A 25,291-nucleotide genomic window follows, 5' to 3' on the forward strand; every position below is an offset into this window, starting at 1 on the left:
CTTTGGTTACTTTCTCTTTGGGCCAGCAAAGAGAAAGTGACCCGGGCGCCGGCAGGCGCACGGAATGCCCGCTGCATAAGCGGCCAAGTCGCGGCCACGCAAAAACCATGCGATCCCGCAAAAAAGATCCCGCCCTACGCCGGAATGACGAGCATCAAGCGGGCCTCCGCGCCCCCAACTGCACCAGAATCTCCTGCGCCGTGCGGATGCGCTCCGCCGCCCCGGGCAACTCCAGCAGCACCTTCAGCTTGTCCTGGCCATCCAGCTTGTACACGCGCGGCTGGCCCTGGATCAGGCGGATGATCGCCAGCGGATCCACCTCGGGCTTCTCGCGGAAAGTAATGCGACCGCCGTTCGGTCCGAAGTCCAGCTTGCGGATGCCCAGCGGCGTCGCCATCAGCTTCAGGCCGGCGATGGCGAACAGCGTCTTGGCCTGCTCCGGCAGCAGGCCGAAGCGGTCGATCATTTCCACCTGCAGGTCGCGCAGCGCCTCGTCGTGGCGCGCGCTGGCGATGCGCTTGTAGAGCGTCAGGCGGGTGTGCACGTCGGGCAGGTAGTCGTCGGGGATCAAGGCCGGCAGATGCAGTTCCACCTCGGTCTCGTGCTCGGAGCTGAGGTCGAAGTCCGGCACCTTGCCCGACTTCAGCGCACGCACCGCGCGCTCCAGCAATTCCGTGTACAGCCCGAAGCCGATCTCCTGGATCTGCCCCGACTGCTCGTCGCCGAGCAGCTCGCCCGCCCCGCGGATTTCCAGGTCGTGCGTCGCCAGCGTAAAGCCCGCGCCCAGTTCTTCGAGCGAAGCCAGCGCTTCCAGGCGCTTCTCCGCGTCCGCCGTCATCGCCTTGCGGTCCGGCACGACCAGATAGGCGTACGCGCGGTGGTGCGAACGCCCCACGCGGCCGCGCAGCTGGTGCAGCTGGGCCAGGCCGAAGCGGTCGGCGCGGTCGATGATGATGGTGTTGGCGGTGGGGATGTCGATGCCGGTCTCGATGATGGTGGTGCACACCAGCACGTTGAAGCGCTGGCGATGGAAGTCCGCCATCACCTGTTCCAGTTCGCGCTCGGCCATCTGGCCGTGGGCGATGCCGATGCGCGCTTCCGGAATCAGCTCCTGCAGCTCGCGCGCGGTGCGCTCGATGCTGTCCACCTCGTTGTGCAGGAAGTACACCTGGCCGCCACGCGCCAGCTCGCGCTGGAACGCCTCGCGCACCGTGGCCGGATCCCACGCGCTGACGAAGGTGCGCACCGCCATGCGGTGCGCCGGCGGCGTGGCGATCAGGGACAGATCGCGCAGGCCGCTCATCGCCATGTTCAAGGTGCGCGGGATCGGCGTGGCGGTCATGGTCAGCAGGTCGACTTCGGCGCGCAGCTTCTTCAGCTGCTCCTTCTGGCGCACGCCGAAGCGCTGCTCCTCGTCGACGATCACCAGGCCCAGATTCTTGAAGCGGATATCCGGCTGCAGCAGCTTGTGCGTGCCGATGATCACGTCGATCTGGCCTTCGGCCAGGCGCTTCAGCGCGTCGTTCACTTCCTTGGTGGACTTGAAGCGCGACAGCACGTCCACGCGCACCGGCCAGTCGGCGAAGCGGTCGGCGAAGTTGCGGAAGTGCTGCTGCGCCAACAAGGTGGTGGGCACCAGCACCGCCACCTGCTTGCCGGCGGTGGCGGCGGCGAACGCGGCGCGCAGCGCGACTTCCGTCTTGCCGAAGCCGACGTCGCCGCAGATCACGCGGTCCATCGCGCGCGGCGCGGCGAGGTCGCCGAGCACGGCGTCGATCGCCTGCGCCTGGTCCGGGGTTTCCTCGAACGGGAAGCTGGCGCCGAATTCTTCCACCAGCTGGCGGTCGATCGGCAGCGATTCGCCGCCACGCGCCTCGCGCTGCGCATAGATGGCCAGCAGCTCGGCGGCCACGTCGCGCACCTTCTCCGCCGCCTTGCGGCGCGCGCGTTCCCAGGCGTCGCCGCCCAGCGAATGCAGCGGCGCCAGTTCCGGCGCGGTGCCGGTGTAGCGGCTGACCAGGCCCAGCTGCGCCACCGGCACGTAGAGCTTGTCGCCCTTGGCGTATTCGATAGTGAGGAACTCGCCCTCGGTGCCGCCCAGCTCCATCGACACCAGGCCCTGGTAGCGGCCCACGCCGTGGTCGACGTGCACGATGGGCGCGCCGATGGTCAGCTCGGTGAGGTCGCGGATGATCGCGTCCGGATCGCGCGCCGCGCCGCGGCGGCGCTTGCGCTCGGTGCGCACGCGCTCGCCGTACAGCTCGCGCTCGGTGAGTACGGTGATCGCCGGCGATTTAAGCGCGAAGCCTTGCTCCAGGCCCGCGATGGCGATGGCGAATTTAGGCCCGCCGCCGTCCGCCGCCAGGAAGCGCGGCCAGCCGTCGATGCTGTCGGGCTTCAGCCCCGCCGCGGCAAGGGTTTCGATCAGCGCTTCGCGGCGGCCGGCCGAATCGGCGGCGATCAGCACGCGGCCCGGATAGCTGCCCAGGAAATGGCGCAGCGAGGTGCCGGGTTCTTCGCCCTTGCGGTTGAGCGGCAGCTCCGGAGCCGGCTGGGTGCCGATGTCGGCGGCGTGTTCGTGGCCGCTGGGCACCACTTCCACGCGCAGTCGGCGGTTGAGCTGTTCGCGCAGTTGTTCCGGCGGCAGGTAGAGCTCGGCCGGCGGCAGCACCGGGCGTTCGATGTCGTGCGCACGCTGGTCGTAGCGCTCGCCGGTCTGCTGCCAGAACTGTTCGGCCGATTCCAGCGCCTCTTCGCCCAGCAGGAAGACGGCGCCCTCGCCGAGGTAGTCGAACAAGGTGGCGGTCTGCCCGAAGAACAGCGGCAGGTAGTACTCGATGCCGCCGGGCGTCACGCCTTCCTTCATGTCCTGGTACAGCGGGCAGCGGCGCACGTCGATCGGGAAGCGCTCGCGCAGCTTGCCGCGGAAATCCTTGGCGGCCTGTTCGGTGAGCGGGAATTCGCGTGCCGGCAGCAGCTCCACTTTTTCCACCGGCTGCTGCGAGCGCTGGGTTTCCGGATCGAAGCTGCGGATCGATTCCACTTCGTCGTCGAACAGCTCGATGCGGTACGGCTCGCCCGCGCCCATCGGGAAGATGTCGATCAGCGCGCCGCGCACGGCGAAGTCGCCGGGCTCGGCCACCTGCGGCACGTTGCGGTAGCCGGCCGCTTCCAGCCGGCGCTGCTCGGCGGAGAGATCCAGCTTCTGGCCCTTCTTCAGCACCAGGCCGGAGCCGGTCACGTGGCTGTGCGGCGCGATGCGCTGCATCAGCGTGGCCACCGGCACCACCAGCACGCCGCGCCTGGTCGACGGCAGGCTGTAGAGGGTGGCGATGCGCTGGGAGACGATCTCCGGATGCGGGCTGAAGATGTCGTAGGGCAGGGTTTCCCAGTCCGGGAAATGCAGCACCGGCAGGTCGCCGGCGAACAGCTTCAGTTCGTCCTCCAGCGCGTGCGCGCGCTGCGTGTCGCGCGTCACCGCCACCAGCAGGCCGGCGTGCGCGCGGGCGGCTTCGGCCACCAGCAGGGCGCGCGAGGAGCCGTGCGGCGGCGTCCAGTAGCGGCGGTGCTTGGGCGTGGTGGGAAGGGCGGGGAGCAGAATGGGACTGGGCATGTCGCGCTGGCGTTCCGTGGGTTCGGCCAGGACGGCCGCGCCGGTGAAAGCGGGCAAGTGTAACGCGACCGCCCCGGCGAGCCGGGGCGGTCGGAAGTCATATGGGAGTTTGCCGCGGTGTATGCGCCACCGCGGTGCCGCGGCTCAGAGCCGCAGGGAGATCTGCGTGGTGCCGGGTTCTTCCGGGCTCAGGCGGCGCACGAAGCCCAGTTCCTTGCACAGCTGCAGCATCGGGCGGTTCTCCAGCAGCACGTAGCCCCAGAGCTCGGCCAGGCCGCGCTGGCGGCAGTCGTCGACCAGGCGCTGCATCAGCAGGGCGCCCAGGCCGACGCGGGCCCAGTCGCGCTCCACCAGCACCGAGAATTCCGCGCTGTTGGCCGCCTCGTCCACATAGATGCGGCCCACGCCGCGCATTTCCGCCGGCTGCACGGTCTCGTCCATCAGCACGTAGGCGCTTTCGACGGCCGGGTCCACCCGGCTCAACCGTTGCGCCATCGGCGCCGGCAGCTCGGACATGGCGTGCAGGAAGCGGCGGCGGATGTCCTCCGGCGACAGCCGGTCGAAGCAGCGCTGCAGCGCGGCCACGTCGCCCGGCTCGATCGCGCGCAGGCGCAGCTCGCGGCCGTCGCGGGTGCGGACCAGCTCACCCTTGGGCGAGGTGCGGACCTCGGCCAGCCGGGGGCGGGCGAAGCGCTCGTTGCTGGGCGGGGGCAGGGGACGACGGGCGGGGGACATATCGGTAAGGAAGTTCGCAGCCATGTTCCGTACTTTACCGTATTGTGTGCATCGCAACATGAACAAAACTGGTTTACAGGCGTGGCTTTACGTCGCGCTTGAGTCCGTTCATGTTGCGGCCCGGCACGCCTCAGGGGAGACGGCCTCCGGCCGAATCGCCACAATGCGCGGACGATCGGCCAGATGGCGCCGACAGGGAGCAGGGCATGGGCAAGGCCGGCAAGGGCATGACGGTGGTTCAGCTGGAAGCCCTGTGCGGGGCCTGGCCGGGGGTGACCCGCGACATCAAGTGGGGCGAGGACCTGGTCTTCAGCGTGGGCGGCAAGATGTTCGCCATCACCCGCGCCGAGCAGGCGGCCCATGGCCACCGCCTGGCGCTGAAGGTGGCCGACGACCGCTTCCTGGAGCTGACCGACCAGCCGGGCATCGTCCCCTCGCCCTACCTGGCCCGCGCGCACTGGGTTGCCGTGGTGGAGCCGGAGCGCTTCGCCACCGGCGAGCTGGAAGCGATGGTGCGCGACTCCTACACCCTGGTGCGCGCCAAGCTCACCAAGAAACTGCAGAAAGAGCTGGCGCCCCTGCCGCCGGCCTGAATCGATGGGAATAACGATGAAACAGCATCTCGGCGCCCTGGCGCTGCTCGTGGCCGATTACGACCAGGCCATCGCCTGGTACACCCGCGTGATGAACTTCGAGCTGGTCGAAGACACCCGCCTGGACGAGGAAAAACGCTGGGTGGTGCTGGCGCCGCGCGGCTCCACCGAAACGCGCCTGCTGCTGGCGCGCGCCTCCAACGAGGAACAGCGCGCCTCGATCGGCCACCAGGCCGGCGGCCGCGTGTTCCTGCTGCTCAATACCGACGATTTCTGGCGCGACTACGAACGCATGAAAGCCGCCGGCTGCACCTTCTGCGAGGAACCGCGCGAAGAGGCCTACGGCACCGTGGTGGTGTTCCAGGACCTCTACGGCAACAAGTGGGATCTGCTGCAGCGCAAGTAGGGCGTTGCGCTCAGTCCGCCACGTCCGGCTCGAAGAAGCTCCACGCCACGTCCGGGAAGCGCGCCTTCATGGCGCGCTCCACCGCATTGATGTTGTGGATCAGCGCGAGATTGTCCGCCGCCGGCGCCATGCGCGCCTTCACCGAGACCATCACGTCCGGGCCCAGCTGCAGGGTGATCAGGTTCAGCACCTCGGCCACTTCCGGCCGCTCGGCCAGGAACGCCAGCAGCTCCTGGCGGCGGCGCGGCTCCACGCCTTGGCCGATCAGCAGGGCTTTCACTTCCACCGCCACGGCGATGGCGACCACCACCAGCAGCACGCCGATGGCGATGGTGCCGACCGCATCGAACAGCAGGTTGCCGGTGAGGATGGTGGCGAGGATCGCCAGCAGCGCCAGCGCCAGGCCGAGCAGGGCGGCCAGGTCTTCGCCGAAGATCACCAGCAGCTCGCTCGAACGGGTCTCGCGGAACCACTGCCACAGGCCCATGCCGTCGCGCGCCTTGTTCACTTCCTGCATGCAGCCGCGCATCGAGATGCCTTCCATCACGATGCCGAACACCAGCACGCCCACCGCCAGCCACGGACGCTGCAGCGGCTCGGGCGAACCGAGCTTGTGCACGCCCTCGTAGATGGAAAACATGCCGCCCACGCTGAACAGCAGGATGGCCACCAGGAAGGACCAGAAATACAGCGCGCGGCCCCAGCCCAGCGGATAGTCCTCGCTGGGCGGGCGCTTGGCCTGGCGCATGCCCAGCAGGAGCAGGCCCTGGTTGCCGCAGTCGGCCAGCGAATGGATCGCCTCGGCCAGCATCGCGCCGGAGCCGGTCAGCACCGCGGCGGCGAGCTTGCTGAGAAAGATGGCGAAGTTGGCGCCCAGCGCCAGCAGTACCGCCTTCAACGAATTCGCATGACCCGACATCGGACTCTTCCCTGAAACCTAAGTAATGAATGAAGCGCGCGTCAGCGGATGCCGACGCCCATGCAGTGAATAAAGCGCGCGTCAGCGGATGCCGACGCCCACGCCCACGCCGAAATGCACGTTGTTCTTGCCGCTGCTCAGCTCGCTGGCGGTCCACACGTGCGACTGGTTCACCTTCACCAGCGGGAACACGTAAGGCGCCTCGCCGACCTTGCCGGCGCGGCTGCCGCTGATCTGGCCGTCGATGGTCATCAGCGCGCCGGCCGGGTAGTCCATCGGTTCCACATAACCGGGCATGGTGGCGATAAAGCGGCCCAGGCCGCTGTCGTTGGCCTTCGGGCGCTGCGAGCCATCGAGCGGATAGGCCAGCACTTCGATCTCGCTGCGGTCCGGCAGGTTGCGCACCGCCACCACGCGGCCGCCCCAGATCACTGGCGCATTGCTGTAGCGCTCCGGCGCCTCGGCCACGTTGAACGGCGCGGCGGCGAGGGTGCCGGTGGACTTGTAGATCGGCGCGGGCGCGCAGGCGCTCAGGCCGAGCAGGGCGGCGGCGGCCGCCAGGCGAAGGACGAGATAGGCGTTCGGCATGCGCATGGTCGGTCTCCTGCGTGAGGTGGGACGGTGGGACGGCGCGGGTCGAGTGTCGGCGCGAGGGCGCGCCAGGTCGAGTGTCCGCGCGCGTGCGCGGACGCGGCGCCAAGCTTAGCCGCGGGGCGGCCGGGGGCGATAGCGGCTCAGTCGGCTTCCTGGATCAGCCAGTCCAGCTTCCAGTTGGCCGGGCGCTCCTGCGACAGCAGCCGGCTCATCGCGCGCAGCGGTTCGCGCAGCACCTCGTCGAACTTCCACGGCGCATTGAGGATGACCATGCCCGAGCCGTTGAGGCGCAGCGGCGAGTCGTCCGGACGCAGCAGCAGTTCCGCGCGCAGCGCGCGGCGCACGCCGCTGTGCTGCACCCAGCGCAGGAACGGCTGCACCTGGCTGCGCAGCTTGATCGGATACCACACCGCATACACGCCGGTCGGCCAGCGCAGCAGCGCGGCTTTCAGCGCCTGCTCGATGGTGCGGTACTCGGCTTCCTGCGCCTCGTACGGCGGATCGATCAGTACCAGGCCGCGCTTTTCCTTCGGCGGCAGCAGGCCTTTCAAGGCTTCGTAGCCGTTGCGCTCGTGCACGTGCACGCGGCGGTCGTGATGGAACAGTTCGCGCAGGCGCGTGGCTTCGTCCGGCTGCAGTTCGCACAGCTGCGCGCTGTCGATCTCGCGCAGGGCATTGGCGGCCTGCAGCGGCGAACCCGGATACAGGCGCAGCCCGTCCTTGTTGCCGGGCAGCGCCAGCACCGAGTCGAGCCAGTGGCGCAGCAGCGGCGGCAGCGGGCCGGAAGGAGTGCTCTGGTGCAGGTCGGGGAACAGCAGGCGGGCGATGCCGTCCTTGTATTCGCCGGTCTTGCCCGCTTCGGCGCTGTCGAGCGCATAGCAGCCGCTGCCCGCGTGCGTGTCGATCAGGCAGAACGGCGTGGGCTTGGCCTTCATCGCCTCGATCAGGGCGAACAGCACGGTGTGCTTGAGGACATCGGCGAAATTGCCGGCGTGGTAGGCGTGGCGATAGTTCATTCCGCCATTGTAGGTTGGGGTGAGCCCCAGGCGAACCCCAACATGGCGGCAACGTTGGGGTTCGCCTGGGGCTCACCCCAACCTACGCCATGCGGTGAAGCCGCTTGAAGCCAACTCCAGAGTTGTTCCCCCTGGTGCCCGCTGGCATCCTCCGGCTCATGTTCCATCGCCTCCTGCAATCGCTACGCCGTTCCCGCGCCCTGTTCGCGCTGGCGCTGTGCGCGTGGCTGCTGCTGGCGGGCATGGCCTGGGCCGCGGGCGGCTGCTGCGACGACATGCGGCCGGCGCCGGCCAAGGCGATGCAGATGGACGGCCATGCCGGCATGCATGGCATGCACGACGCGCAGCCGCAGGCGCCGCATACGCATGGCCACGCGGCGCCGGATTGCACCTGCGCGCATGCGCCGGCCAGGCTGGATGGCGTCGCCATCGTCGCCGCCGCGCATCCTTCGCCCGAGCGCTTAGGTGCGCCGCGCGGCAGCGAAGCCGCGCCGCAACGGCCCGCCAAACCTCCCTTGAGACCTCCGTCGGCCTGACTGTCGTGCGTGGCGCGGCCGCTACGCCGGCCGCTCTTTATCCATGCCTGCGCGGCAGGCACGAGCATGACGGAGTTTCAGCATGAACAAGCAAGATCCGCGCGGCCTCCAGCTGCCGCGACGGCGTTTCGTACAAGGCCTGGCCCTGGGCGGCGTGGCCGCCGGCCTCGGCCTGTGGCGCGGCGATGCGCTGGCGCAGATCGCCCAAGCGCCGCGCGCCGAACTCAGCGGCACGCATTTCGAACTGGAGATCGGCGAGCTGCCGGTCGATTTCACCGGGCGGCGGCGCATCGCCACCGTGGTCAACGGACAGTTGCCCGCACCGCTGCTGCGCTGGCGCCAGGGCGACACCATCACCCTGCGCGTGCGCAACCGCCTGCCGGTGACCAGTTCCATCCACTGGCATGGCATCGTGCTGCCGGCGGACATGGACGGCGTGCCCGGCATCAGCTTCGACGGCATTCCGCCGGGCGGCGAATACCTCTACCGCTTTAGCGTGAACCAGGCCGGCACCTACTGGTATCACAGCCATTCGCGCTTCCAGGAACAGGTCGGCCTGTACGGCCCGATCGTGATCGAGCCGCGCGACGGCGAACGCCCTGCCGCGCAGCGCGACTACACCATCCTGCTGAGCGAGTGGACCGACACCGACCCCGAGCGCATCTACGCCAACCTCAAGAAGCAGAGCGACTACTACAACCTGGGCAAGCGCACGGTGGGCGATTTCGCCGGCGACGTGCGCCGGCAGGGTTTGAGCGGCGCGCTGGCGGAACGGCGCATGTGGCAGCAGATGCGCATGGACCCCACCGACCTCGCCGACGTTTCCGCCATGGCCTACACCTATCTGGTCAATGGCCGCGCGCCGGCCGGCAACTGGACCGGCCTGTTCGCGGCGGGCGAGAAGGTGCGGCTGCGCTTTATCAACGGTTCGTCGATGACCTTCTTCGACGTGCGCATTCCTGGTTTGAAGATGACTGTGGTCGCCGCCGACGGCCAGCCGGTGGAGCCGGTGACGGTGGACGAATTCCGTATCGGCACGGCCGAGACCTACGACGTGATCGTGGAGCCGTCCGCCGACCGCGCCTGGACCATCTTCGCGCAGAGCATGGACCGCAGCGGCTACGCCCGCGCCACGCTGGCGCCGCGCGCGGGCATGGCGGCGGAGGTGCCGCCGCTGGATCCGCGCCCGCTGCTGAGCATGGGCGACATGATGGGTTCCATGGGTCACGTGGGCATGGGCCACGACATGGGCGATATGGGCGGCATGGGCCACGGCAGCCACGGCATGGCGGCCATGCCCGCGCTGAAGACCGGCGTGGAAGTGGACATGCGTGTGCCGCAGCCGCGCCGCAATCTCGACGACCCCGGCGTGGGCCTGCGCAATACCGGCCGCCGCGCGCTCAGCTATGCCGACCTGCATGCGGTGGATGCGCCGATCTCGCCCGAGGTGGACCGCGAACTCACCCTGCGCCTGACCGGCAATATGGAACGCTACCTGTGGTCGTTCGACGGCACGCGTTTCTCCAACGCCGAACCGCTGCGCCTGAAGCATGGCGAGCGCGTGCGCATCACCCTGGTCAACGACACCATGATGACCCACCCGATCCACCTGCACGGCATGTGGAGCGAGCTGGAAAACGAGCATGGCGATTTCCAGGTGCGCAAGCACACCGTGGTGGTGCAGCCGGCGCAGCAGCTCAGCTACCGCGTCAACGCGGATGCGCTGGGCCGCTGGGCTTACCACTGCCATCTGCTCTACCACATGGAGGCGGGCATGTTCCGCGAGGTGGTGGTGGCATGAGGACGAAGCGCCATGCACTTGCCGCGCTGCTCTTGCTGTTGCCGTTTGCCGCGGCCGCGCAGGACGCCATGCAAGGGCACGAACATCATCATCCACCGGCGCCGGCCAAGGCTCCCGCGCAGCCGCAGGCGATGGACGACATGCCGGGCATGCAGATGGATCCGCAAGATGAGCATGCCGGCCACACCATGCCGATGCCTGCCGCGTTGCCGCCGAACGGCCACGTTCCGCCGCCGCCTCCGCAACACCAGCCCGCGCCGATGCCGCCGGAGCACATGGTGGACATGATGCAGATGGACGACCTCGCCAGGCGCGGCATGTGGCTGTTCGATCGCCTCGAACGCGCGCGCGGCGTCGGCGGCGACTACGCCACCGCATGGGAGGCCGAAGGCTGGTGGGGCAGCGACACCAACCGCGTGTGGTTGCGCACCGAAGGCGAGCGCAGCGCGGAAGGCACCCAGGATGCGCGCGCCGAAGTGCTGTGGGGCCACGCGTTCAGCACGTTCTGGGACTGGCAGCTCGGCGTGCGCCACGACTTCGGCCATGGCCCGGACCGCCAATGGGTGGCCGCGGGCGTGCAAGGCCTGGCGCCGTACTGGTTCGACACGCAGGCGACGTTCTACGCCGGTACGCGGGGACGCACCGCCTTGCGCCTGCAGAGCAGCTACGACCTGCGCTTCACCCAGCGGCTGATCCTGGCGCCGGAGCTGGAAGTGAACTTCTACGGCAAGGACGACCCGCAACGCGGCATCCGCGCCGGCCTGTCCGAAGCCGAAGCGGGCCTGCGCCTGCGCTACGAATTCAGCCGCCGCTTCGCGCCGTATATCGGCGTGAACCACACGCGGCGTTTTGGCCAACCCAATGGCCTGCCCACCGGCCTGCCGCGTCGCGAGACGACCTGGCTGGCCGGCGTGCGGCTCTGGTTCTGAGGAGGATCCTGCGATGAAAGCTTTGCTGTTGTTTCTTGTATTGGCGACGGTTGCCGCGGTGGCCTTCGTGTATTCCGGCGTCTATCCGATCGGCGCCGACCAGCCGCATTGGGCCATGACCGAACGTGCGGTGGAGCTGCTGCGCGATCGTTCGATCGAGAAGCAGGCCGCCGGTATCGCCGTGCCCGCGCTGGACGATCCGGCGCGCATCCGCCGCGGCGCGATGCATTACGCCGAGATGTGCAGCTCCTGCCATCTGACGCCCGGCATGCGCGATACCGAGTTGCGCAAGGGCCTGTATCCGCAGCCGCCGGACCTGGCGAGGCATGCCGTGCACGATCCGGCGGAGGCGTTCTGGACGATCAAGCATGGCGTGAAGATGAGCGCGATGCCGGCCTGGGGCCGCAGCCATGACGATGCGGCGATCTGGGATATGGTGGCGTTCCTGCAGGTGCTGCCGAAGCAGGACGAGGCGGCGTTCGAGGCGATGGCGGGATCGGCGGGGGACGATGGGCATGGTGGTGGGCATCATCATCACGACGACGAGCATGACGACGATCATTGAACATCGCGTAGGTTGGGGTGAGCCGAAGGCGAACCCCAACGTATCGCCACGCTGGGGTTCGCTGGCCGCTCACCCCAACCTACGCCCGAGTGAAGGCGAGTCGATCAGTAGGCGAGCGTGATGCGCTTGTTCTCCGCATCCCGCTTCTCCACGCGATCCAGCAACCCGGCCGCGTAATCGGCGATCGAAATCCGGCTGTTGCCCTGGGCATCCACCAGCAGTTGCTCGCCACCGACGCGATACTTGCCGGTGCGCTCGCCCGGTTCGATCAACGCAGCGGGGCTCAGGTACGTCCACGTAATGCCCTGGCTGGCGCGAAACACTTCCAGCGCCTTCCCCTGCGCCTCCGCTTCCGGCTTCCACGCCGCCGGGAAATGCGCGTCGTCGATCACCCGCTTGCCCGGCGCCACTTCCAGCGTGCCCGCGCCACCCACCCAGAACAGGCGCTGCACGCCGGCCTTGGGCAGGTTTCCGATCAGCACGCGGGCGTTGGCGGGCACCAGCTCCGGATCGCCATCGCGGCGTGCCGACAGGCTGGCCACCGCGGCATCGGCGCCGCGCACGGCGTCGCTCCAGCTTTCCGGCCTGGCTGCGTCGCCGGTGACCACGGTGAGCTTGGCATTCTTCTGCGGCAGGCGCGCAGCATCGCGGACGACCGCGACCACCTCGTAACCGCGCGCGAGCGCTTCGTCGAGGATGCCCTGGCCGATATGGCCGGTGGCGCCGAACAGTGCGATTTTCATAAGCGAGCTCCGGTGAGGGACAGTCGATAAAGAAAGGGGGAGGTTGCGGACGACATGCTGCGGCTTACGGCCACTGCATCTCGCCCTTGCTGACTTTCGCGCTCAGTTCCAGCGATGCTTTCTCGCCGGCCTTGGGGTAGCGCTTTTCCATCGCGGCGACGAGCGCGGCGGCGTCCTTGGCCTTGGCGGCTTCGGCGTCATAGGCCTGGATGTAGCCGCGGGTGTAGCGCACCTGGCTCAGGTCGAACGGCGTGCCTTCCTGGTAGTGGCCCGGGATTACCTTTGCCGGCTTGAGCTGTTCGATGCGGTCGAGCGTGGCGAGCCACTGCGCATGGGATGCCGGCGTCTGCGTATCGGCCATCCATACATGCAGGTTGCCGAACACTACCACGCCGCCGACCACCGCCTTCAGCGAGGGAATCCAGACGAAGCTGCGCTCCGGCGTCGGGCCGTCGAGGCCGACGACGTCCAGCGCGCGCCCTTCGAGCGTCAGGCGGTTGCCTTCGAGCACGTCCGGCACCACCAGCGCGGCGGGCGCATCCTGCTTGAGGATCGGCCCCCAGTACGCGAGCTTCGCCTTCGACGAGGCCTGGATATGCTCCACGGTGGGTTTGCTGGCGACGATCTTCGCGTCGGGGAAGGCGGCGTGCAGCACGTCCAGGCCGAAGTAGTAATCCGGATCGCCACGGCTGATGTAGATGGTGGTCAGGTGCCGGCCCGAGGCCTTGATCTTCTCCACCAGCTTCTGCGCATCGCCCTTGGCGAACTGCGCGTCGACCAGCACGGCATCGCGCTCGCCTTGGACCAGCACTGAAGCGACCGGAAAGATGCCTTTGTCGCCGGGGTTGTAGACGTCCAGCTTCAGGGGCTGGGCGGCATCCTTGGCCTGGGCCGCGCCGGCCAGGGCGAGGGACAACAGCAGGGCAGTGCGTAGCTTGCGCATGGGAGTGTCTCGCGATGGGAACGGGGCGAAGCATGCGCCGATCATTGATACGGATATACGTATCAACGGGTAATTCACTGTAAAGTCTGGCTTGACAGTGAGCGGAGGCGCGCATGGCGCACGAGGTCAATCTCAACCGGCTGGCGGTATTCGCGGCGCTGGTGCGCGCCGGTTCCTTCACCCGCGCCGCGGAGGAACTGGGCATGACCAAGGCGATGGTCAGCCAGCACCTGGCGCGGCTGGAGCAGGAACTGGGCGTGACCCTGCTGGTGCGCAGCACGCGGCGCATGTCGCTGACCGAGGCGGGCGCCATTTTCCACGCCGACTGCGTGCGCATCCTGGCCGATGCGGAAGCGGCGATCGAACGCGCCGGCGAAAGCCGCGACGCACCGCGCGGCACCTTGCGGCTTACCGCCTCGCTCGACTATGGCATCGCGGTGGTGGTGCCGCGGCTGGCCAGCTTCATGCGGCGCTATCCGGCGGTGCAGGTGGACCTGGTGCTGAGCGACCACATCACCGACGTCATTGCCGAACGCTTCGACCTGGCCATCCGCGGCGGCTGGCTGCGCGATTCCACCTTGCGCGCCACGCGGCTGGGCAGCTTCCGCCAGCTGCTGGTGGGCGCTCCGGCGTATCTGGCCGAACATGGCACGCCGCGGCGGCTGGACGATCTGGCCGCGCATGGAGCGATCGCAATGTCCGCGCTGCCGGTGCCGCTGCGCTGGCAGTTCACCGGCCCGGGCGGTGCGCGCCGCACCCTCCGCCTGCGGCAGGCCGCGCAGGCCAACAGCGCCGCCGCGGTGCGCGGCCTGGTGCTGGCGGGCACGGGCATCGCGGTGCTGCCGGATTACCTGGTGGAAGAGGACATCCGCGCCGGGCGCCTGGTCGCGCTGCTGGCGCAGTACCGCCTGCCGGAAGGCGGCGTGCACGCGGTGTATCCGGGGCGCAAGGCGCCGGCCAAGGTGCGCGCCTTCATCGACCATCTGCAGGGCGAAATGGCGCCGCCGCTCACTCGATGACGTTGGCGGTGAAGCAGGTTGGGGTGAGCCATGGGCGAACCCCAACAATACGCAACGCTTGAAGTTGACGATGTTGGGGTTCGCCCATGGCTCACCCCAACCTACGCCGGTGGCGGGTCATTCGTCCTCGTCGTCCGTACCGTCGGCTTTCCAGTAGCCGGTCGCACGCACCCATTCCTTCGGCACGCCACGCTCCGCAAGCATCAAGCGCATGTTGCGCGCGCGCCGCGATTCGGCCGCGATCCAATAGAACGCATCGCCCTTTGGCGACACGCCGCGCAGCGCGTCCTCCAGCAGCGTGCTGGCCGCGGCATCCACGCCGTCGCGCTCGAACCATCTCACGTCGCATTGCGCATCGGTAAACAGCACCTGGCGATCGGACCCATCGGGCACTTCCACCAGCACGGTGGCCGACGCCGACGCCGGCATTTCCTCCAGCCAGCGGCCGATCGCCGGCAGGCCGGTCTCGTCCGCCACCAGCACGTAATGGTCGAAATCGTCGGCCACCACGAAGGAACCGCGCGGGCCGCCCGCACCGATGACATCGCCGACCTTGGCCGCATCCGCCCAGGTGGAGGCGGGGCCGTCGCCATGCAGCACGAAATCCACGGTCAGCTCGCCATGCACGGTGTCGTGGTGGCGCGGCGTGTAATCGCGCATCGGCGAAGGATCGGCGCCGGGCGGATACTCGAGGCCGTTCGGCCCGCGCTTGGGGAACACCAGTTCGCCGGCATCGTTGGGGAAGAACAATTTGACGTGATCGTCCGGCGCGCCGCTGAAAAAGCCTTCCAGCTCGGCGCCGCCCAGCACGATGCGCTGCATGTGCGGCGTCAGCCGCTCCACGCGCCGTACTGCGAGCCGGCGCATGCGCACTTCATGCATCACCCTGCGGGATTCGTGTCTGCTCATGAAAACCTCGGAACGAAAGGGGAACGCCACCGCGCATGGCGGGGCGGAAACCGGGTGGCTGGCCGAGGGGCGTGGCGCCGGAGGGAAAGTCGCGATGCGGATGTGGGCCGCGGCGACGGGTATTTCAAGCCGGGCCGCGGCAGCGCGCGGCCCGGCTACATGCCATGGCGCGGATCACTCGCGGCGCGAACCCGCGGCGATATCGGCGGCGGCCTTTTCCAGGATCGAGGCGACACGCTGCGTCTCCGCCTTGCTCCAGTCGGAGGCGCCGCGCATCAGCAGCGCATGCTTGAGCGCGTGCATCGCATTGCGGATCGACATCGGCAGCGACATGCGCGCCGCCATGCGCGCGCTTTCCTCGGTGCGGCTCATCACCGCCTGCACCGCCGAGCGGTTCTCGTCGAGGAAGGCGCGGCCGGCATCGGTAATCGCATACAGCTTGCGGCCGCCCTGTTCGTTCTCGACCTGGGCATGGCCCAGTTCCTCGAGCATGGTCAGGGTGGGGTAGATCGCGCCGGGGCTGGGCGAATAGTGGCCGTGGAACATCTCTTCGATCAGGCGGATCAGTTCGTAGCCGTGGCGCGGCTGCTGCTCGATCAGCGCCAGCAGCAGCAGCTTCAGGTCGCCGTGGCCGAACATGCGGCCACCGCCGCCGCGGCGGCCGCCGCCGCGCAGGCCGGCCCATTCGGCGAAGAAGTCGCCGCCCATGCGGTCGCCGAAGTGGTGGCCGCGGCCGAAGTGGTGCTCGTAGCGTTCGTGGCGCTCGCCGCCTTCCCAGTCCATGTCGTCGGCCTGGAAGGGATGGAAGCGTTCGCGCATGTAGTGGTGATGCAGGTGGTGGTACTGGCGAAGGGCGTGGAAGAAGTGGCGGGGGCTGCGCATGATGAGTTCCGATATATCGTAAGTTGGCGCTGACGATATATCGAAAGAATATCGAGTGCAAGTGTCCCGCCGTCCCGGGACGATATATCGTTTAACCCATAAGTTATTGATGTGGCTGGTTCGAAGGCGTCTTGCCCGAACGCATCTGCTGCAGCACCCGCTGGCAGGTATTCGGCTGGCCGCCCTGGCTGGCCACCACCAGCGGCAGCAGGGCCGCGGCCGGCGCGGCGAGCACGCCCAGCGCCACGGCGCCGCCGCCGCGCAGCAGCAGCGGGCCGGTGTGCACGCCCACGTCGGGGTTCTTCAAGGTGCCGCGCACGTACAGCGGCGAGCGCAGGGTGAATACGCGCAGGCCCTTGCTGTGCGGCTTCACGTCCAGGTCCAGCTGCTCGGTGGCGAAGTTGACCTTGCCGTCGACATTGATCAGCGCGTCCTCGGTGTCGAACACGAACAGCCGCGTATTGAACACGCCGTTGTCGGCGGCGAAGTCTGTGGCGGCGCAGTTGATCTTCACTACCTTGTCGCCGAACAGCTTGCCGATGACGATATTGCCGACGTTGAGGCCGGCGGTTTCGAGCAGGTTCTTGCTGATCGCGCCGTCGTTCATCAGCAGCTTCAGTTCACCGTCCGCGCTGCCGAGCAGGGCGGCCACCGAATTGCCCTGCGCCTTGAGGCTGGCGTCGCCGTTGATCTCGCCGAAGCTGGCATTCATCGCCTGGAAGGTGGGGAACAGCTGCTTCAGTTTCAGTCCGCGCAGGCGCAGGTCGATCGCGCCGCGCATCGGCGCCTGGCTCCCGTCCAGGCGGACGGTGCTGCCGACGCGGCCGCCGGCCACGCCGAAATCCAGCGGGTCCAGCAGCAGCACGCCGTTGTCCAGCACCACGTGGGTCTGCAGCGAATCGATCGGCAGGTCCGCGCCGCGCACGATGCGCGCGCCGGTGAAGTGCACGTCGGCATCCATGGCTTTCCAGCGCTCGGTGCGGAACGGTTCCACCGGCAGCGCCTTGTCCGCCGGTTGCGGCGTGGCGTCGCCGCGGCGCTGCTTCTCGGCATTGGAGTCGGCACCGATCAGCGGGGCCAGATCGGAGAACTGCAGCAGCTGCGAGCGCAGCGTGCCGCTGAGCTTGGGCCGCGCACCGCCGGTGACGAAATCCAGATTGCCGGCGAGGTCGCTGCCGCCGACGCGGCCGCGGAAGTTGCGATAGCTGAAATGGCTGCCGCCGCGCGCGAGCTGCGCGACGAGATGGCCTTCGGTGGCATAGGGCGGCGTATCCGGCAGCGTAACGCCGGTGATGGCGTAGAGCTTGGCCATGCTGGTGCCGGAGAACCACAGCTTCACATCGAGCGCGCCCAGGTGCAGCGGGTCGGTCAAGGTGCCGACCAGGGCGATATGGCTGTCGCCGATATGCACGTCGGCCTGCAGCGGGAACGGACGGTCGGTGTCCTGCAGCGCGATCACGCCGCCGGTCTTGCCATTGCCCTTGAGCGGCGCGCCCTGGTAGCTGCCGGTGGCCTGCCAGGCGAACAGATAGGCCGTGCGCGAAGCCTTGGCGTCGACTTTGTCCTCGTCCTTCTCCTTGCTTGCCGCCAGCGCCTTGCGCGCCGCGCCGCCGGCCGTGCGCGCGGCCTGGTCGCGCGCATCGTCGGACTGCTGCTGCATGATCTGGTCGAACGGAATCGCCTGCTGCAGCGGTTGCACGTCCACCTGCAGTTTCACCTTGCTCACCGCATCGTCGTAGCCGATCTGCCCGCGGTCGAAGCCGATCGCGCGCAGATCCATCTTCCACGACGAAGGTTCATCGCTCTTGCCGAAGGCGAAGTCCCAGTTGGCCTGGTCCGGCGCCTCCCGTTCGAGATCGACCACCGGGTGTTCCAGCTGCACGCTGGGAATGACGATGCGATGCGCCAGCAGCGGCAACGGCGACACGCGCACGCGCACTGCGTCCAATTGCGCGAACTGCGGCTGCTTCGCCCACTCGGGATTGGCGATGCGGATATCGCGTGCGATCAGTTCCGGCCACGGAATCCAGCCGCCCAGGCCGCCTTCGCCCGGCTCGCGGCGCCATGCCACGCTGAGGTCGCCCTGGATGACGAAGGGCCGGCCCACCGCCTGGCTCACCTTGTCGTTGATGGTGGGCTTGAGGCGGTTCCAGTCGTAGGTGGCGACGATCAGCACCGCCAGCGCCAGCAAGGCCACCGGCAGCGCGGCTAACGACCAGATCCACAGCTTGCGGCTTCGCTTCATGCCTTCCTCCCGCGCCACTTCCATCGCGACAGATAACCGCATGCGCGAAAAAATTGTGTATGTGCGGGGTCCTGCGCTCAGAACCCGTTCACGCTGCGCGCAGCGGGCTGATCCTGCACGCGCGCGCCTGGCGTAGGTTGGGGTGAGCCGCAGGCGAACCCCAACGGGGCGACGATGTTGGGGTTCGCCTGCGGCTCACCCCAACCTACGCCAGGTGCTGAGGCAGTGCTCAGGGCTTCGCTTCGCGCACCGGGATATTGATGCTGCACAGGTCGATCTTGCCCGCCGGGTTGCGATAGAAATCGTCGCGGCGGTTGCGCTTGGCTTCGATCAGCGCGGCGAAGGTGGCGCTGTCGGTGCGCAGCACTTCGATATTCGGACGCTCCTTCGCCGGCATGTCGGCAGCGAGCTTCACCGACTCGATGGTGGTGCGCTGCTCCGGCTTCTCGTAGAAACCCAGCGGACCGGTGCCGCGCGGGAAGGCCGAGAGAAACTCCATGCCCTGGATCACGCGGCCCGCCACGGCGAGGTTGCGGTCCAATCCGCGCGGGGCCTGGCCGATGATCGCGTACAGCGAGCTGCCGCTGCCGGTGTCGGGACCGACGTCGCGCGCCACGCCTACCGCGCCGTAGCAATGCGTCAGCCATTCCTGTCCGCTGGCCTTGTCGCGCGCGGCGGGGAAGCCTTCGCTGAAGCCCACTTCCGGTGCATACACGTCGCCGTCCGGCAGCGCGGTCCATGGCAGCTTGGCGTCGATCGGGCGGGTGTATTCGGAAGGCACGGTCTTCTTGGCCTTGCCCAGCGAACGCAGCTTGCTCTTGTCGCCCTTGTCGTCGTCTTCCGGATCGCCCCACTGCGTGACGAAGTTGTCCTGCACGCGGATGATCGCCAGGCCGTCGAAATAATGTTCGTGCACCAGGGTGCGGATGTTGTCGGCATGCAGCGGCGTGAAATCCGGCGCCAGCTCGATCAGTACCTTGCCCTGCGGCAGGCGCATCTCCAGCAGGTTGTTCGGGTCGGGCTTGCGCCATTCGGCGGGCTTGGACTGCTGCAGCAGCTCCTTCGGCGTCGCCGACTTGGTCGCCGGAGGCGTGTCGGCCAGGGCCGGCAGGGCCAGGGCGCAGAGCAGGGAAAGGCCGAGCAGGCGCGGAACGGGTCGGGACATGGCGGACCTTGGCGGTGTGGTGGAAACCCGCCGGAAGGTAGCAGAGTGCGCGGCCGGCGACGCGGGCCCCCGGGTCATTGGCGCAGGTCATTGACCCGGGGTCATTGGCCGTAGGAGCAGGCGCCGATCCAGTCGGGTGGGGCGGGGGACAGCCGCTGCGCCACCGGCAGATAGCCGTCGTCCAGTTGCGCGGCCAGCCAATACAGCGGGGCCGCGGTCTTCGGGTCCCACGGGCCGCTGTAGCCCTTCTCGCCGGCCTGCTCGCGGTCGCGGTCGAACTTCACCCGGGTGTGCACGAACTCCTCGTGCGTCCTGCTGCCCTCGGCATAAGGGCGCAGCCAGTCCAGCGCCTTCGCCAGCGAGGCGCCCTGCGGCGTGGCGTAGCGCAGCCAGTCGTCGCCGAAGGGCTTGGCGGCGAGTGCTGCGGCAACCAGCGGTTGCAGGTCGTACACCACGTAATGCAAGGCATCGCGTTCGGCAAAATCGATCACTTCGCCGTCCGGCTTGATGTTGTCAGCGACCTGGCGCTCGAACAGTGCGTGCGCGGTTTTCAGCATGGCCTGGTCGCCGAGCGCGGCGGCGGCGAGCGTCACCAGCTTGATGCGGTGGCTTTGCCAGTTGTTGGTCGCGGTGCCGGGCTTGTATTCCGTGGGAAACGCGTGGATGCGTGCGATATAGCCATCGCCCAGCTTGCGCAGCAGGGCGCGGGTGGCGTCGCGCGTCGATGCGGGCAGGGCGGCGGAAGTCAGCACGTAGGCGTCGATCAGGCCGTCGAGATTGGTTTCGTCGATCGGATTGAAATCCGGCTGATACGTGTTCGACCAGGCCGCGAGATAGGCGTCGACCTGATGCAGATAGCGCGCATCGGCGCTCAAGCGCCAGGCCAGCGCCGCCTGCCGCATCAGCGGCCAGTCGCGTTCGGCTTCGATGCTCTGGTCGCGAATGCCCTGATGGGGAAGCGTGCCTTCGGTGTGCACATGGGCGAGCGCGTGGGGCTGGTCGTCCAGATGTTTTTCCGCGGCAGCGAGGACTTGTTTGGCGGATGCATTCTGCTCTCCCGCGCCCGGTGCCTTGGGTTGGCACAGGGTGATGGCGCGCGGTGGCGTCATGGTTCCGCGCATCTGCGCGGTGGCGGTGGCGGTGAACAATGCAGCGATGGCGAGCGACAGCGCAATGGATCCACGTGGCATGACGGCTCCTGGCCTTCCTTTTGCGCCAGTGTGCCGCGCCGGGCGCCTGCCGGAGGTGAGGCAAGTTCCTGCGGTCAGCCGCGGTCCGGGTTATGCCGAGGGCTGCGCCGTACGGGCCGCGCGCGTGCCGAACCAGGCCAGCGCTTCCTCCCACAGCGGCTGCGCGTGCTGGCGGAAATAGCCCATATGGCCCAGCGACCCGAAGCCTTCCTTCTTCGCATCGACGTCGCGCCGTTCCAGCGGCGCCTGGCGATAACCGCCGACGAAGGCATCGCGCGAGCGCGGCAGCGCCCACAGATCGTCCAGCGCATTGGCGGCGACGATCGGCGTGCGCACGCGGGCATAGACGTCGGCGATATGCGCCATCGCCGGATCGTCGAAGAAGTAATGCGGAAAGCCGCACCAGCGGCGCCAGTCGCGATACACGCCGATCGGCAGGTCTTCGCCCGCGCCCAGCGATTTCCAGGGCATATAGCCCATCAGCCGGGTCAGTACCGGCAGCAGTACGTTCCACGCCAGCCAGATGCGCGTGCGCTCCGGCTGCGGCATCCAGCCGTGCCAGCCGGCGCCGACGCCGAACAGATAAGCGCCGGCAAGGCGCTCGTGATTGGGCAGCAGGCCCAGCGCGTGGCCGCCGAAGGAGTGGCCGACGAGATACAGCGGCGTCGCATCGGCGGCGAAGTGATCCACCGCCGCGGCAAGGTCCAGCGTGGCCCAGTCGAGAAAGCTCATCTCGAAGCCTTTCAGCCTGGCCGGGCGCGAAGCACCGACGCCGCGGTAATCCATGGTGAGGACGGAATAGCCGCGCGCATTGGCGAATTCGGCGAAGCGGCGATAAAAACCCTGCGGCACGCCGGTGGCGCTGCCCACCACGATGCGTGCCGTCTCGTTGCCATGGGCGCGATAGAACACGGCGCCAAGCCGATAACCATCCTGCGCCACCAGGGTGAGCGTCTGGCCAGAGTGGGTGGGGATAGCATTCATGCGAGCTCCTTTCGCCTTCGCCGGTCCGGCCCATGGTAAACGAGCGGGCATTGCCGACGCAGCGATATGCACTAGGCTTGCGCCAGGACCAGCCAGGGTGAAGGACCATGTTTCGCGCCACCAACATCCATACCGGCCAGGACGTCGATGCCGAGGACCTGTGGTCGATGGAGCCGGTCGACCCGGATGGTTTCGTCTGCCCCGACTGCGGCTCCAAGGTCTATCCCACTTCGTATCGCCCGGAAAACCTGCGCCGCGCCCATTTCGCCGCCAAGCCGAAATGCCCGCCGTGGTGTCCCAGCAATGGCGAGGCGGACCTGCTCAAGCGTGCCCGCACGGAATCGCTGAGCGAGGACGACGGCAGTTTTCCCGGCTATATGCCCGCGGGTTTTCGCCTGCCGGTGGAAACGGCGCCGGCCGAAGGCGCGCCAGGCGCGGGCGCCGTCGAAGGCGAAGGCAAGGCACGCCGTGCACCCGCCGCACCGCCGGAGCAGGGCGCACGCCAGCGACCGCGCGTCACCACGAGCTTTCGCGATATCTGCCGCGCCTATCTCAACTTCCCCAACGACCGCCATCGCGAGCTGCACTTTCTCGATCTGTACGGCACTACCTACGACGAAGTGATCTGGCGCCTGCGCACCAGGCAGGAGCATCTGATCCGCTATCCGATCCCCCATCTTTTTCACGGCCCCATCGGTTGGCGCGCACCCGAAGTCACCGACGCCCACGCGCTGATCGAGATGGACGTAAAGGAATGGCACGACGGCAAGCCCGGCCGCCCGTACCAGGTAAAAGTGCTGTGGGGCGACTGGACCCAGCGCCAGCGCAATGCCCTGCTGCGCGAAGTGGAAACCGCCAGCAACGAAGCCAGGGACCTGAAGAAGGCCGGCAGCAAGGACCGCAGCCTGCTGTTCTTCGTCGGGCAGCAGGAGAAGGGCGACGACGCCATCTTCGTGGTGACGGAGCGCAAGCTGATCTGCTGCCTGACCGGTTTCGACGGACGGCCGGCGAAGCGGAAACCCTGAGGCCGGAGACGCGTGAAGGCATGGTCACAATCGCATGTACAGCCCATGTTCTAATCGCGCCACGTATACGGAAACGCAGCTTGAGAAAGGAGTCCCCATGGGCATTCGCGCCGAAGTGACGGTGGTGGACGGTTCGAGGCATCGGGCCTTTCCGCAGCTCATACGCCAGGCGCCGGCCGGGTGCCGGTGAGTCCGGGGAGCCAGGATGGACATCCCGTCACTGATGTACGAAACCGTCTCCTCGCTGGCCTGGTCGATGTTCGAGGCGAGCGAAGCCGGGCAGGCGGCTATCTATTGGCGCAGCTATAACGCCTTGCTCGCTTATTGCGAGGAACAGGAAGCCCAAGGCGTGCGCCATCCGTTTCCATGGGAAACACTGGCCGACTTCACGCACGACGACCTCGCCGCCGTGCCGCTTTATCTGCATGCGCTGGGGCAGGCCGAACAGGCCGACGCTTATCGGGCGTCGATTCTGCTGGAGCTGGCCCGGCGCTACGTCGGCTGTGGCCAGGCCGAGGCTGCGTGGGGCTGCGCTTCACAGGCCAATACGCATGCCGCTTCGGTGGACGATGTGGATCTGAAGCGGGACATCAGCGTTCTGTTGCTCAAACTTTCCGCTGAGCGGTGAGTCCGGCAACTCGTCATTCCGGCGCAGGCCGCTACGTAGCGAGGCAATCTCCATGGACCGCATCGACGCCATGAAAGTCTTCGTCGCCGCGCTCGACGAAGGCAGCCTCGCCGGGGCCAGTCGCAAGACGGGGCGTTCGGCGGCGGCGGTGAGCCGCGCCATTGCGTTTCTCGAAGCGCACGTCGGCGTGCCGCTGCTTCATCGCACCACGCGTTCGCTGAAACTGAGCGAGGCGGGCGAGCGCTACGCCATGGCCTGTCGCAAGGTGCTGGCCGATCTCGAAGAAGCCGACCGCAACGCCGCAGGCGAGCGTTCGGTGCCGCGCGGCACGCTGACCATTTCGGCCACCGTATTCGCCGGCGTGGAAATCCTCCGGCCTATCGTCGATGCGTACATGGACGAATTCCCCACGGTCAGCGTGCGGCTGCATCTGCTGGAGCGGCCGGTCAACCTGGTCGAGGAAGGCATGGACCTGGCGCTGCGCATCACGCATCTGCCGGATTCCACGCTGGTCGCGCATCGCATCGGCGAGGTGCGGCGGGTGGTGGTGGCGTCGCCGCGTTATCTGGCGAAGCATCCGCGCATCGTGGAACCGGCGGACCTCGGCAAGCATCAGCTGATCGCGATGACGCATATGGGGCCGGAGTCGTGGAGCTTCCCGCCGCAGGAGGGTTCGTCGGTGCCGCGCGCCGTGGCGTTTACGCCGCGCCTGGTGGTGAACAACGTGCGCGCCGCGATCGATTCGGCGGTCGAAGGCCATGGCGTGACGCGCCTGCTTTCCTATCACGTGGCGCCGCAGATCAGGGCGGGAGCGCTGCGCATCGTGCTGGCGGATGCGGAGCCGGCGCCGATACCGGTGCATCTGGTTTCGCCGTACGGCCGCCTGGCCGTGCCGAAAGTGCGCGCCTTCGCCGACTTCGCGCTGCCGCGCCTGCGCGCGCGTTTCGCCAGCCTCGCCAAGGAAGTGGAGATGGCGCCGGATGCGCCGATTCCACCGCGGCGCGGAAGAATGTCTGCCGGGTGACGGGGATTCGCTGGTTTCAGGTGTGCGCCTAGATTGGAGGCGTCGGGCAGGCAGCCCGATCGGCGATAAGCCGAACCTCCTTTCCCCAAGAGACGCACCCCATGAACAGCCAACAGAAAGTCGCCATCGTCACCGGCGCATCGCAAGGCATCGGCGCAAGCCTCGTCAAGGCTTTTCGCGACCGCAACTACCGCGTGCTTGCCAATTCGCGCTCGATCCAGCCGTCCAGCGATCCGGACGTGATCGCCGTAGCCGGCGACATCGCCGAGCGTGCCGTCGCCGAACGCATCGTGGCAGAAGCGCTGGGGCGCTTCGGCCGCATCGACACCCTGGTCAATAACGCCGGCATTTTCACCGCCAAGCCGTTTACCGCATTTACAGCAGAGGATTACGCCGCCAACATCGCGGTCAACCTCACCGGTTTCTTCCATATCACGCAGCTGGCTATCGCGGAGATGGAGAAGCAGGGCAGCGGCCATGTGGTGAGCGTCACCACCAGTCTTACCGATCACGCGATCGACGGCGTACCGGCGGCGTTGGCCGCGCTGACCAAGGGCGGCCTGAATGCCGCCACCAAGTCGCTGGCCATCGAATATGCCAAGCGTGGCGTGCGCGTGAATGCGGTATCGCCCGGCGTGATCAAGACGCCGATGCACGCACCGGAGACGCACGGCTTTCTCGCAGCGTTGCATCCGGTGGGCAGGATGGGCGAAGTAGCCGATATCGCCGATGCCGTGCTGTACCTTGATTCGGCGGGCTTCATCACCGGCGAGATCCTGCACGTCGACGGCGGCCAGAGCGCCGGTCACTGAAACGGATGGGCCGGC

General features: G+C 67.9%; 24 protein-coding genes. 11 read left to right on the plus strand and 13 right to left on the minus strand.

Features of this window, described 5'->3' with window-relative positions:
- Positions 1-154: 154 nt before the first annotated feature.
- Positions 155-3,613, minus strand: coding sequence for a transcription-repair coupling factor (gene mfd, locus FHW84_RS06950; RefSeq protein WP_167253834.1), 3,459 nt, complete (start codon positions 3,611-3,613; stop codon positions 155-157).
- Between the two features lie 144 nt (positions 3,614-3,757).
- Positions 3,758-4,372 (minus strand): GNAT family N-acetyltransferase, encoded by a 615-nt coding sequence (locus FHW84_RS06955; RefSeq protein WP_167253836.1) that lies wholly within the window; start codon positions 4,370-4,372, stop codon positions 3,758-3,760.
- Between the two features lie 182 nt (positions 4,373-4,554).
- Between FHW84_RS06955 and FHW84_RS06960 the strand changes: the two genes are divergently transcribed.
- Both FHW84_RS06960 and FHW84_RS06965 read left to right on the plus strand, forming a co-directional pair.
- Positions 4,555-4,941, plus strand: coding sequence for an MmcQ/YjbR family DNA-binding protein (locus FHW84_RS06960; protein ID WP_167253838.1), 387 nt, complete (start codon positions 4,555-4,557; stop codon positions 4,939-4,941).
- 16 nt (positions 4,942-4,957) lie between these two features.
- Positions 4,958-5,347, plus strand: coding sequence for a VOC family protein (locus tag FHW84_RS06965; RefSeq protein WP_167253840.1), 390 nt, complete (start codon positions 4,958-4,960; stop codon positions 5,345-5,347).
- A gap of 10 nt (positions 5,348-5,357) precedes the next feature.
- On the opposite strand, the gene FHW84_RS06970 is transcribed toward FHW84_RS06965, so the two are convergent.
- The 3 genes from FHW84_RS06970 to rlmJ all read right to left on the minus strand — a co-directional run bounded on the left by FHW84_RS06970 (position 5,358) and on the right by rlmJ (position 7,876).
- Positions 5,358-6,266 (minus strand): cation diffusion facilitator family transporter, encoded by a 909-nt coding sequence (locus FHW84_RS06970; protein ID WP_167253842.1) that lies wholly within the window; start codon positions 6,264-6,266, stop codon positions 5,358-5,360.
- An 81-nt stretch (positions 6,267-6,347) separates the two neighbouring features.
- A complete protein-coding gene (locus FHW84_RS06975; protein WP_167253844.1) occupies positions 6,348-6,860 on the minus strand; it encodes a Slp family lipoprotein in 513 nt (170 codons plus the stop codon).
- A gap of 140 nt (positions 6,861-7,000) precedes the next feature.
- On the minus strand, positions 7,001-7,876 hold the full coding sequence (gene rlmJ, locus FHW84_RS06980) for a 23S rRNA (adenine(2030)-N(6))-methyltransferase RlmJ (RefSeq protein WP_167253846.1): 876 nt from the start codon (positions 7,874-7,876) through the stop codon (positions 7,001-7,003).
- Between the two features lie 158 nt (positions 7,877-8,034).
- Here rlmJ and FHW84_RS06985 point away from each other — a divergent pair, with 158 nt between their 5' ends.
- From FHW84_RS06985 to FHW84_RS07000, 4 genes are all read left to right on the plus strand, one after another.
- Positions 8,035-8,412 carry a hypothetical protein gene (locus FHW84_RS06985; RefSeq protein WP_167253848.1) on the plus strand — a complete coding sequence of 126 codons (378 nt, stop codon included), beginning with the start codon at positions 8,035-8,037 and terminating at the stop codon, positions 8,410-8,412.
- An 82-nt stretch (positions 8,413-8,494) separates the two neighbouring features.
- On the plus strand, positions 8,495-10,213 hold the full coding sequence (locus FHW84_RS06990) for a copper resistance system multicopper oxidase (protein ID WP_167253850.1): 1,719 nt from the start codon (positions 8,495-8,497) through the stop codon (positions 10,211-10,213).
- Entirely contained in the window at positions 10,210-11,142 is a 933-nt protein-coding gene (locus tag FHW84_RS06995; protein ID WP_167253852.1) for a copper resistance protein B, read from the plus strand. Before FHW84_RS06990 ends, FHW84_RS06995 begins: the two co-directional genes overlap by 4 nt.
- 13 nt (positions 11,143-11,155) lie before the next feature.
- Complete coding sequence (locus tag FHW84_RS07000) at positions 11,156-11,707, plus strand: cytochrome c (RefSeq protein ID WP_167253854.1); 552 nt, start codon at positions 11,156-11,158, stop codon at positions 11,705-11,707.
- Positions 11,708-11,811: 104 nt separating this feature from the next.
- On the opposite strand, the gene FHW84_RS07005 is transcribed toward FHW84_RS07000, so the two are convergent.
- Both FHW84_RS07005 and FHW84_RS07010 read right to left on the minus strand, forming a co-directional pair.
- Positions 11,812-12,450, minus strand: a complete 639-nt coding sequence (locus FHW84_RS07005) for an NAD(P)-dependent oxidoreductase (protein ID WP_167253856.1) — start codon at positions 12,448-12,450, stop codon at positions 11,812-11,814.
- Between the two features lie 64 nt (positions 12,451-12,514).
- Positions 12,515-13,393 (minus strand): MBL fold metallo-hydrolase, encoded by an 879-nt coding sequence (locus FHW84_RS07010; RefSeq protein WP_167253858.1) that lies wholly within the window; start codon positions 13,391-13,393, stop codon positions 12,515-12,517.
- A 113-nt stretch (positions 13,394-13,506) separates the two neighbouring features.
- On the opposite strand from FHW84_RS07010, the gene FHW84_RS07015 reads away from it, so the two are divergent.
- Positions 13,507-14,412 (plus strand): LysR family transcriptional regulator, encoded by a 906-nt coding sequence (locus FHW84_RS07015; protein WP_167253860.1) that lies wholly within the window; start codon positions 13,507-13,509, stop codon positions 14,410-14,412.
- A gap of 117 nt (positions 14,413-14,529) precedes the next feature.
- Here FHW84_RS07015 and FHW84_RS07020 read toward each other — a convergent pair whose 3' ends face one another.
- From FHW84_RS07020 to FHW84_RS07045, 6 genes are all read right to left on the minus strand, one after another.
- Positions 14,530-15,321 (minus strand): siderophore-interacting protein, encoded by a 792-nt coding sequence (locus tag FHW84_RS07020; RefSeq protein ID WP_167253862.1) that lies wholly within the window; start codon positions 15,319-15,321, stop codon positions 14,530-14,532.
- A 174-nt stretch (positions 15,322-15,495) separates the two neighbouring features.
- Complete coding sequence (locus FHW84_RS07025; protein WP_243867970.1) at positions 15,496-16,203, minus strand: PadR family transcriptional regulator; 708 nt, start codon at positions 16,201-16,203, stop codon at positions 15,496-15,498.
- Between the two features lie 103 nt (positions 16,204-16,306).
- Positions 16,307-18,448 (minus strand): AsmA family protein, encoded by a 2,142-nt coding sequence (locus FHW84_RS07030; protein WP_167253864.1) that lies wholly within the window; start codon positions 18,446-18,448, stop codon positions 16,307-16,309.
- Positions 18,449-18,677: 229 nt separating this feature from the next.
- Positions 18,678-19,613 (minus strand): peptidylprolyl isomerase, encoded by a 936-nt coding sequence (locus tag FHW84_RS07035; RefSeq protein WP_167253866.1) that lies wholly within the window; start codon positions 19,611-19,613, stop codon positions 18,678-18,680.
- A gap of 101 nt (positions 19,614-19,714) precedes the next feature.
- Positions 19,715-20,803 (minus strand): alginate lyase family protein, encoded by a 1,089-nt coding sequence (locus FHW84_RS07040; protein ID WP_167253868.1) that lies wholly within the window; start codon positions 20,801-20,803, stop codon positions 19,715-19,717.
- A gap of 90 nt (positions 20,804-20,893) precedes the next feature.
- Positions 20,894-21,787 carry an alpha/beta fold hydrolase gene (locus FHW84_RS07045; protein ID WP_167253870.1) on the minus strand — a complete coding sequence of 298 codons (894 nt, stop codon included), beginning with the start codon at positions 21,785-21,787 and terminating at the stop codon, positions 20,894-20,896.
- A gap of 107 nt (positions 21,788-21,894) precedes the next feature.
- Between FHW84_RS07045 and FHW84_RS07050 the strand changes: the two genes are divergently transcribed.
- From FHW84_RS07050 to FHW84_RS07065, 4 genes are all read left to right on the plus strand, one after another.
- Complete coding sequence (locus FHW84_RS07050; protein ID WP_167253872.1) at positions 21,895-22,812, plus strand: hypothetical protein; 918 nt, start codon at positions 21,895-21,897, stop codon at positions 22,810-22,812.
- 205 nt (positions 22,813-23,017) lie between these two features.
- The gene (locus FHW84_RS07055) at positions 23,018-23,440 is read left to right on the plus strand and encodes a hypothetical protein (protein ID WP_167253874.1); all 423 of its coding nucleotides are present in this window, start codon (positions 23,018-23,020) and stop codon (positions 23,438-23,440) included.
- Between the two features lie 52 nt (positions 23,441-23,492).
- Positions 23,493-24,464, plus strand: a complete 972-nt coding sequence (locus tag FHW84_RS07060; protein ID WP_167253876.1) for a LysR family transcriptional regulator — start codon at positions 23,493-23,495, stop codon at positions 24,462-24,464.
- 101 nt (positions 24,465-24,565) lie between these two features.
- A complete protein-coding gene (locus FHW84_RS07065) occupies positions 24,566-25,276 on the plus strand; it encodes an SDR family oxidoreductase (RefSeq protein ID WP_167253878.1) in 711 nt (236 codons plus the stop codon).
- The last annotated feature ends 15 nt before the right edge of the window (positions 25,277-25,291 follow it).

The sequence above is a fragment of the Dyella sp. SG562 genome (assembly GCF_011759495.1).
Lineage (GTDB): Bacteria > Pseudomonadota > Gammaproteobacteria > Xanthomonadales > Rhodanobacteraceae > Dyella_D > Dyella_D marensis.

Bases quoted from the DNA above. Each gene is read 5' to 3' on its own strand.
- FHW84_RS07035 (WP_167253866.1), bottom strand. From the start codon at position 19,613: ATGTCCCGACCCGTTCCGCGCCTGCTCGGCCTTTCCCTGCTCTGCGCC.
- FHW84_RS07045 (WP_167253870.1), bottom strand. From the start codon at position 21,787: ATGAATGCTATCCCCACCCACTCTGGCCAGACGCTCACCCTGGTGGCG.
- FHW84_RS07050 (WP_167253872.1), top strand. From the start codon at position 21,895: ATGTTTCGCGCCACCAACATCCATACCGGCCAGGACGTCGATGCCGAG.
- FHW84_RS06970 (WP_167253842.1), bottom strand. From the start codon at position 6,266: ATGTCGGGTCATGCGAATTCGTTGAAGGCGGTACTGCTGGCGCTGGGC.
- FHW84_RS07060 (WP_167253876.1), top strand. From the start codon at position 23,493: ATGGACCGCATCGACGCCATGAAAGTCTTCGTCGCCGCGCTCGACGAA.
- FHW84_RS06990 (WP_167253850.1), top strand. From the start codon at position 8,495: ATGAACAAGCAAGATCCGCGCGGCCTCCAGCTGCCGCGACGGCGTTTC.
- FHW84_RS07065 (WP_167253878.1), top strand. From the start codon at position 24,566: ATGAACAGCCAACAGAAAGTCGCCATCGTCACCGGCGCATCGCAAGGC.
- FHW84_RS07005 (WP_167253856.1), bottom strand. From the start codon at position 12,450: ATGAAAATCGCACTGTTCGGCGCCACCGGCCATATCGGCCAGGGCATC.
- FHW84_RS07030 (WP_167253864.1), bottom strand. From the start codon at position 18,448: ATGAAGCGAAGCCGCAAGCTGTGGATCTGGTCGTTAGCCGCGCTGCCG.
- FHW84_RS06975 (WP_167253844.1), bottom strand. From the start codon at position 6,860: ATGCGCATGCCGAACGCCTATCTCGTCCTTCGCCTGGCGGCCGCCGCC.
- FHW84_RS07010 (WP_167253858.1), bottom strand. From the start codon at position 13,393: ATGCGCAAGCTACGCACTGCCCTGCTGTTGTCCCTCGCCCTGGCCGGC.
- FHW84_RS06960 (WP_167253838.1), top strand. From the start codon at position 4,555: ATGGGCAAGGCCGGCAAGGGCATGACGGTGGTTCAGCTGGAAGCCCTG.
- FHW84_RS07015 (WP_167253860.1), top strand. From the start codon at position 13,507: ATGGCGCACGAGGTCAATCTCAACCGGCTGGCGGTATTCGCGGCGCTG.
- FHW84_RS06965 (WP_167253840.1), top strand. From the start codon at position 4,958: ATGAAACAGCATCTCGGCGCCCTGGCGCTGCTCGTGGCCGATTACGAC.
- mfd (WP_167253834.1), bottom strand. From the start codon at position 3,613: ATGCCCAGTCCCATTCTGCTCCCCGCCCTTCCCACCACGCCCAAGCAC.
- FHW84_RS07000 (WP_167253854.1), top strand. From the start codon at position 11,156: ATGAAAGCTTTGCTGTTGTTTCTTGTATTGGCGACGGTTGCCGCGGTG.
- FHW84_RS06985 (WP_167253848.1), top strand. From the start codon at position 8,035: ATGTTCCATCGCCTCCTGCAATCGCTACGCCGTTCCCGCGCCCTGTTC.
- FHW84_RS07020 (WP_167253862.1), bottom strand. From the start codon at position 15,321: ATGAGCAGACACGAATCCCGCAGGGTGATGCATGAAGTGCGCATGCGC.
- rlmJ (WP_167253846.1), bottom strand. From the start codon at position 7,876: ATGAACTATCGCCACGCCTACCACGCCGGCAATTTCGCCGATGTCCTC.
- FHW84_RS07055 (WP_167253874.1), top strand. From the start codon at position 23,018: ATGGACATCCCGTCACTGATGTACGAAACCGTCTCCTCGCTGGCCTGG.
- FHW84_RS06955 (WP_167253836.1), bottom strand. From the start codon at position 4,372: ATGGCTGCGAACTTCCTTACCGATATGTCCCCCGCCCGTCGTCCCCTG.
- FHW84_RS07025 (WP_243867970.1), bottom strand. From the start codon at position 16,203: ATGCGCAGCCCCCGCCACTTCTTCCACGCCCTTCGCCAGTACCACCAC.
- FHW84_RS06995 (WP_167253852.1), top strand. From the start codon at position 10,210: ATGAGGACGAAGCGCCATGCACTTGCCGCGCTGCTCTTGCTGTTGCCG.
- FHW84_RS07040 (WP_167253868.1), bottom strand. From the start codon at position 20,803: ATGCCACGTGGATCCATTGCGCTGTCGCTCGCCATCGCTGCATTGTTC.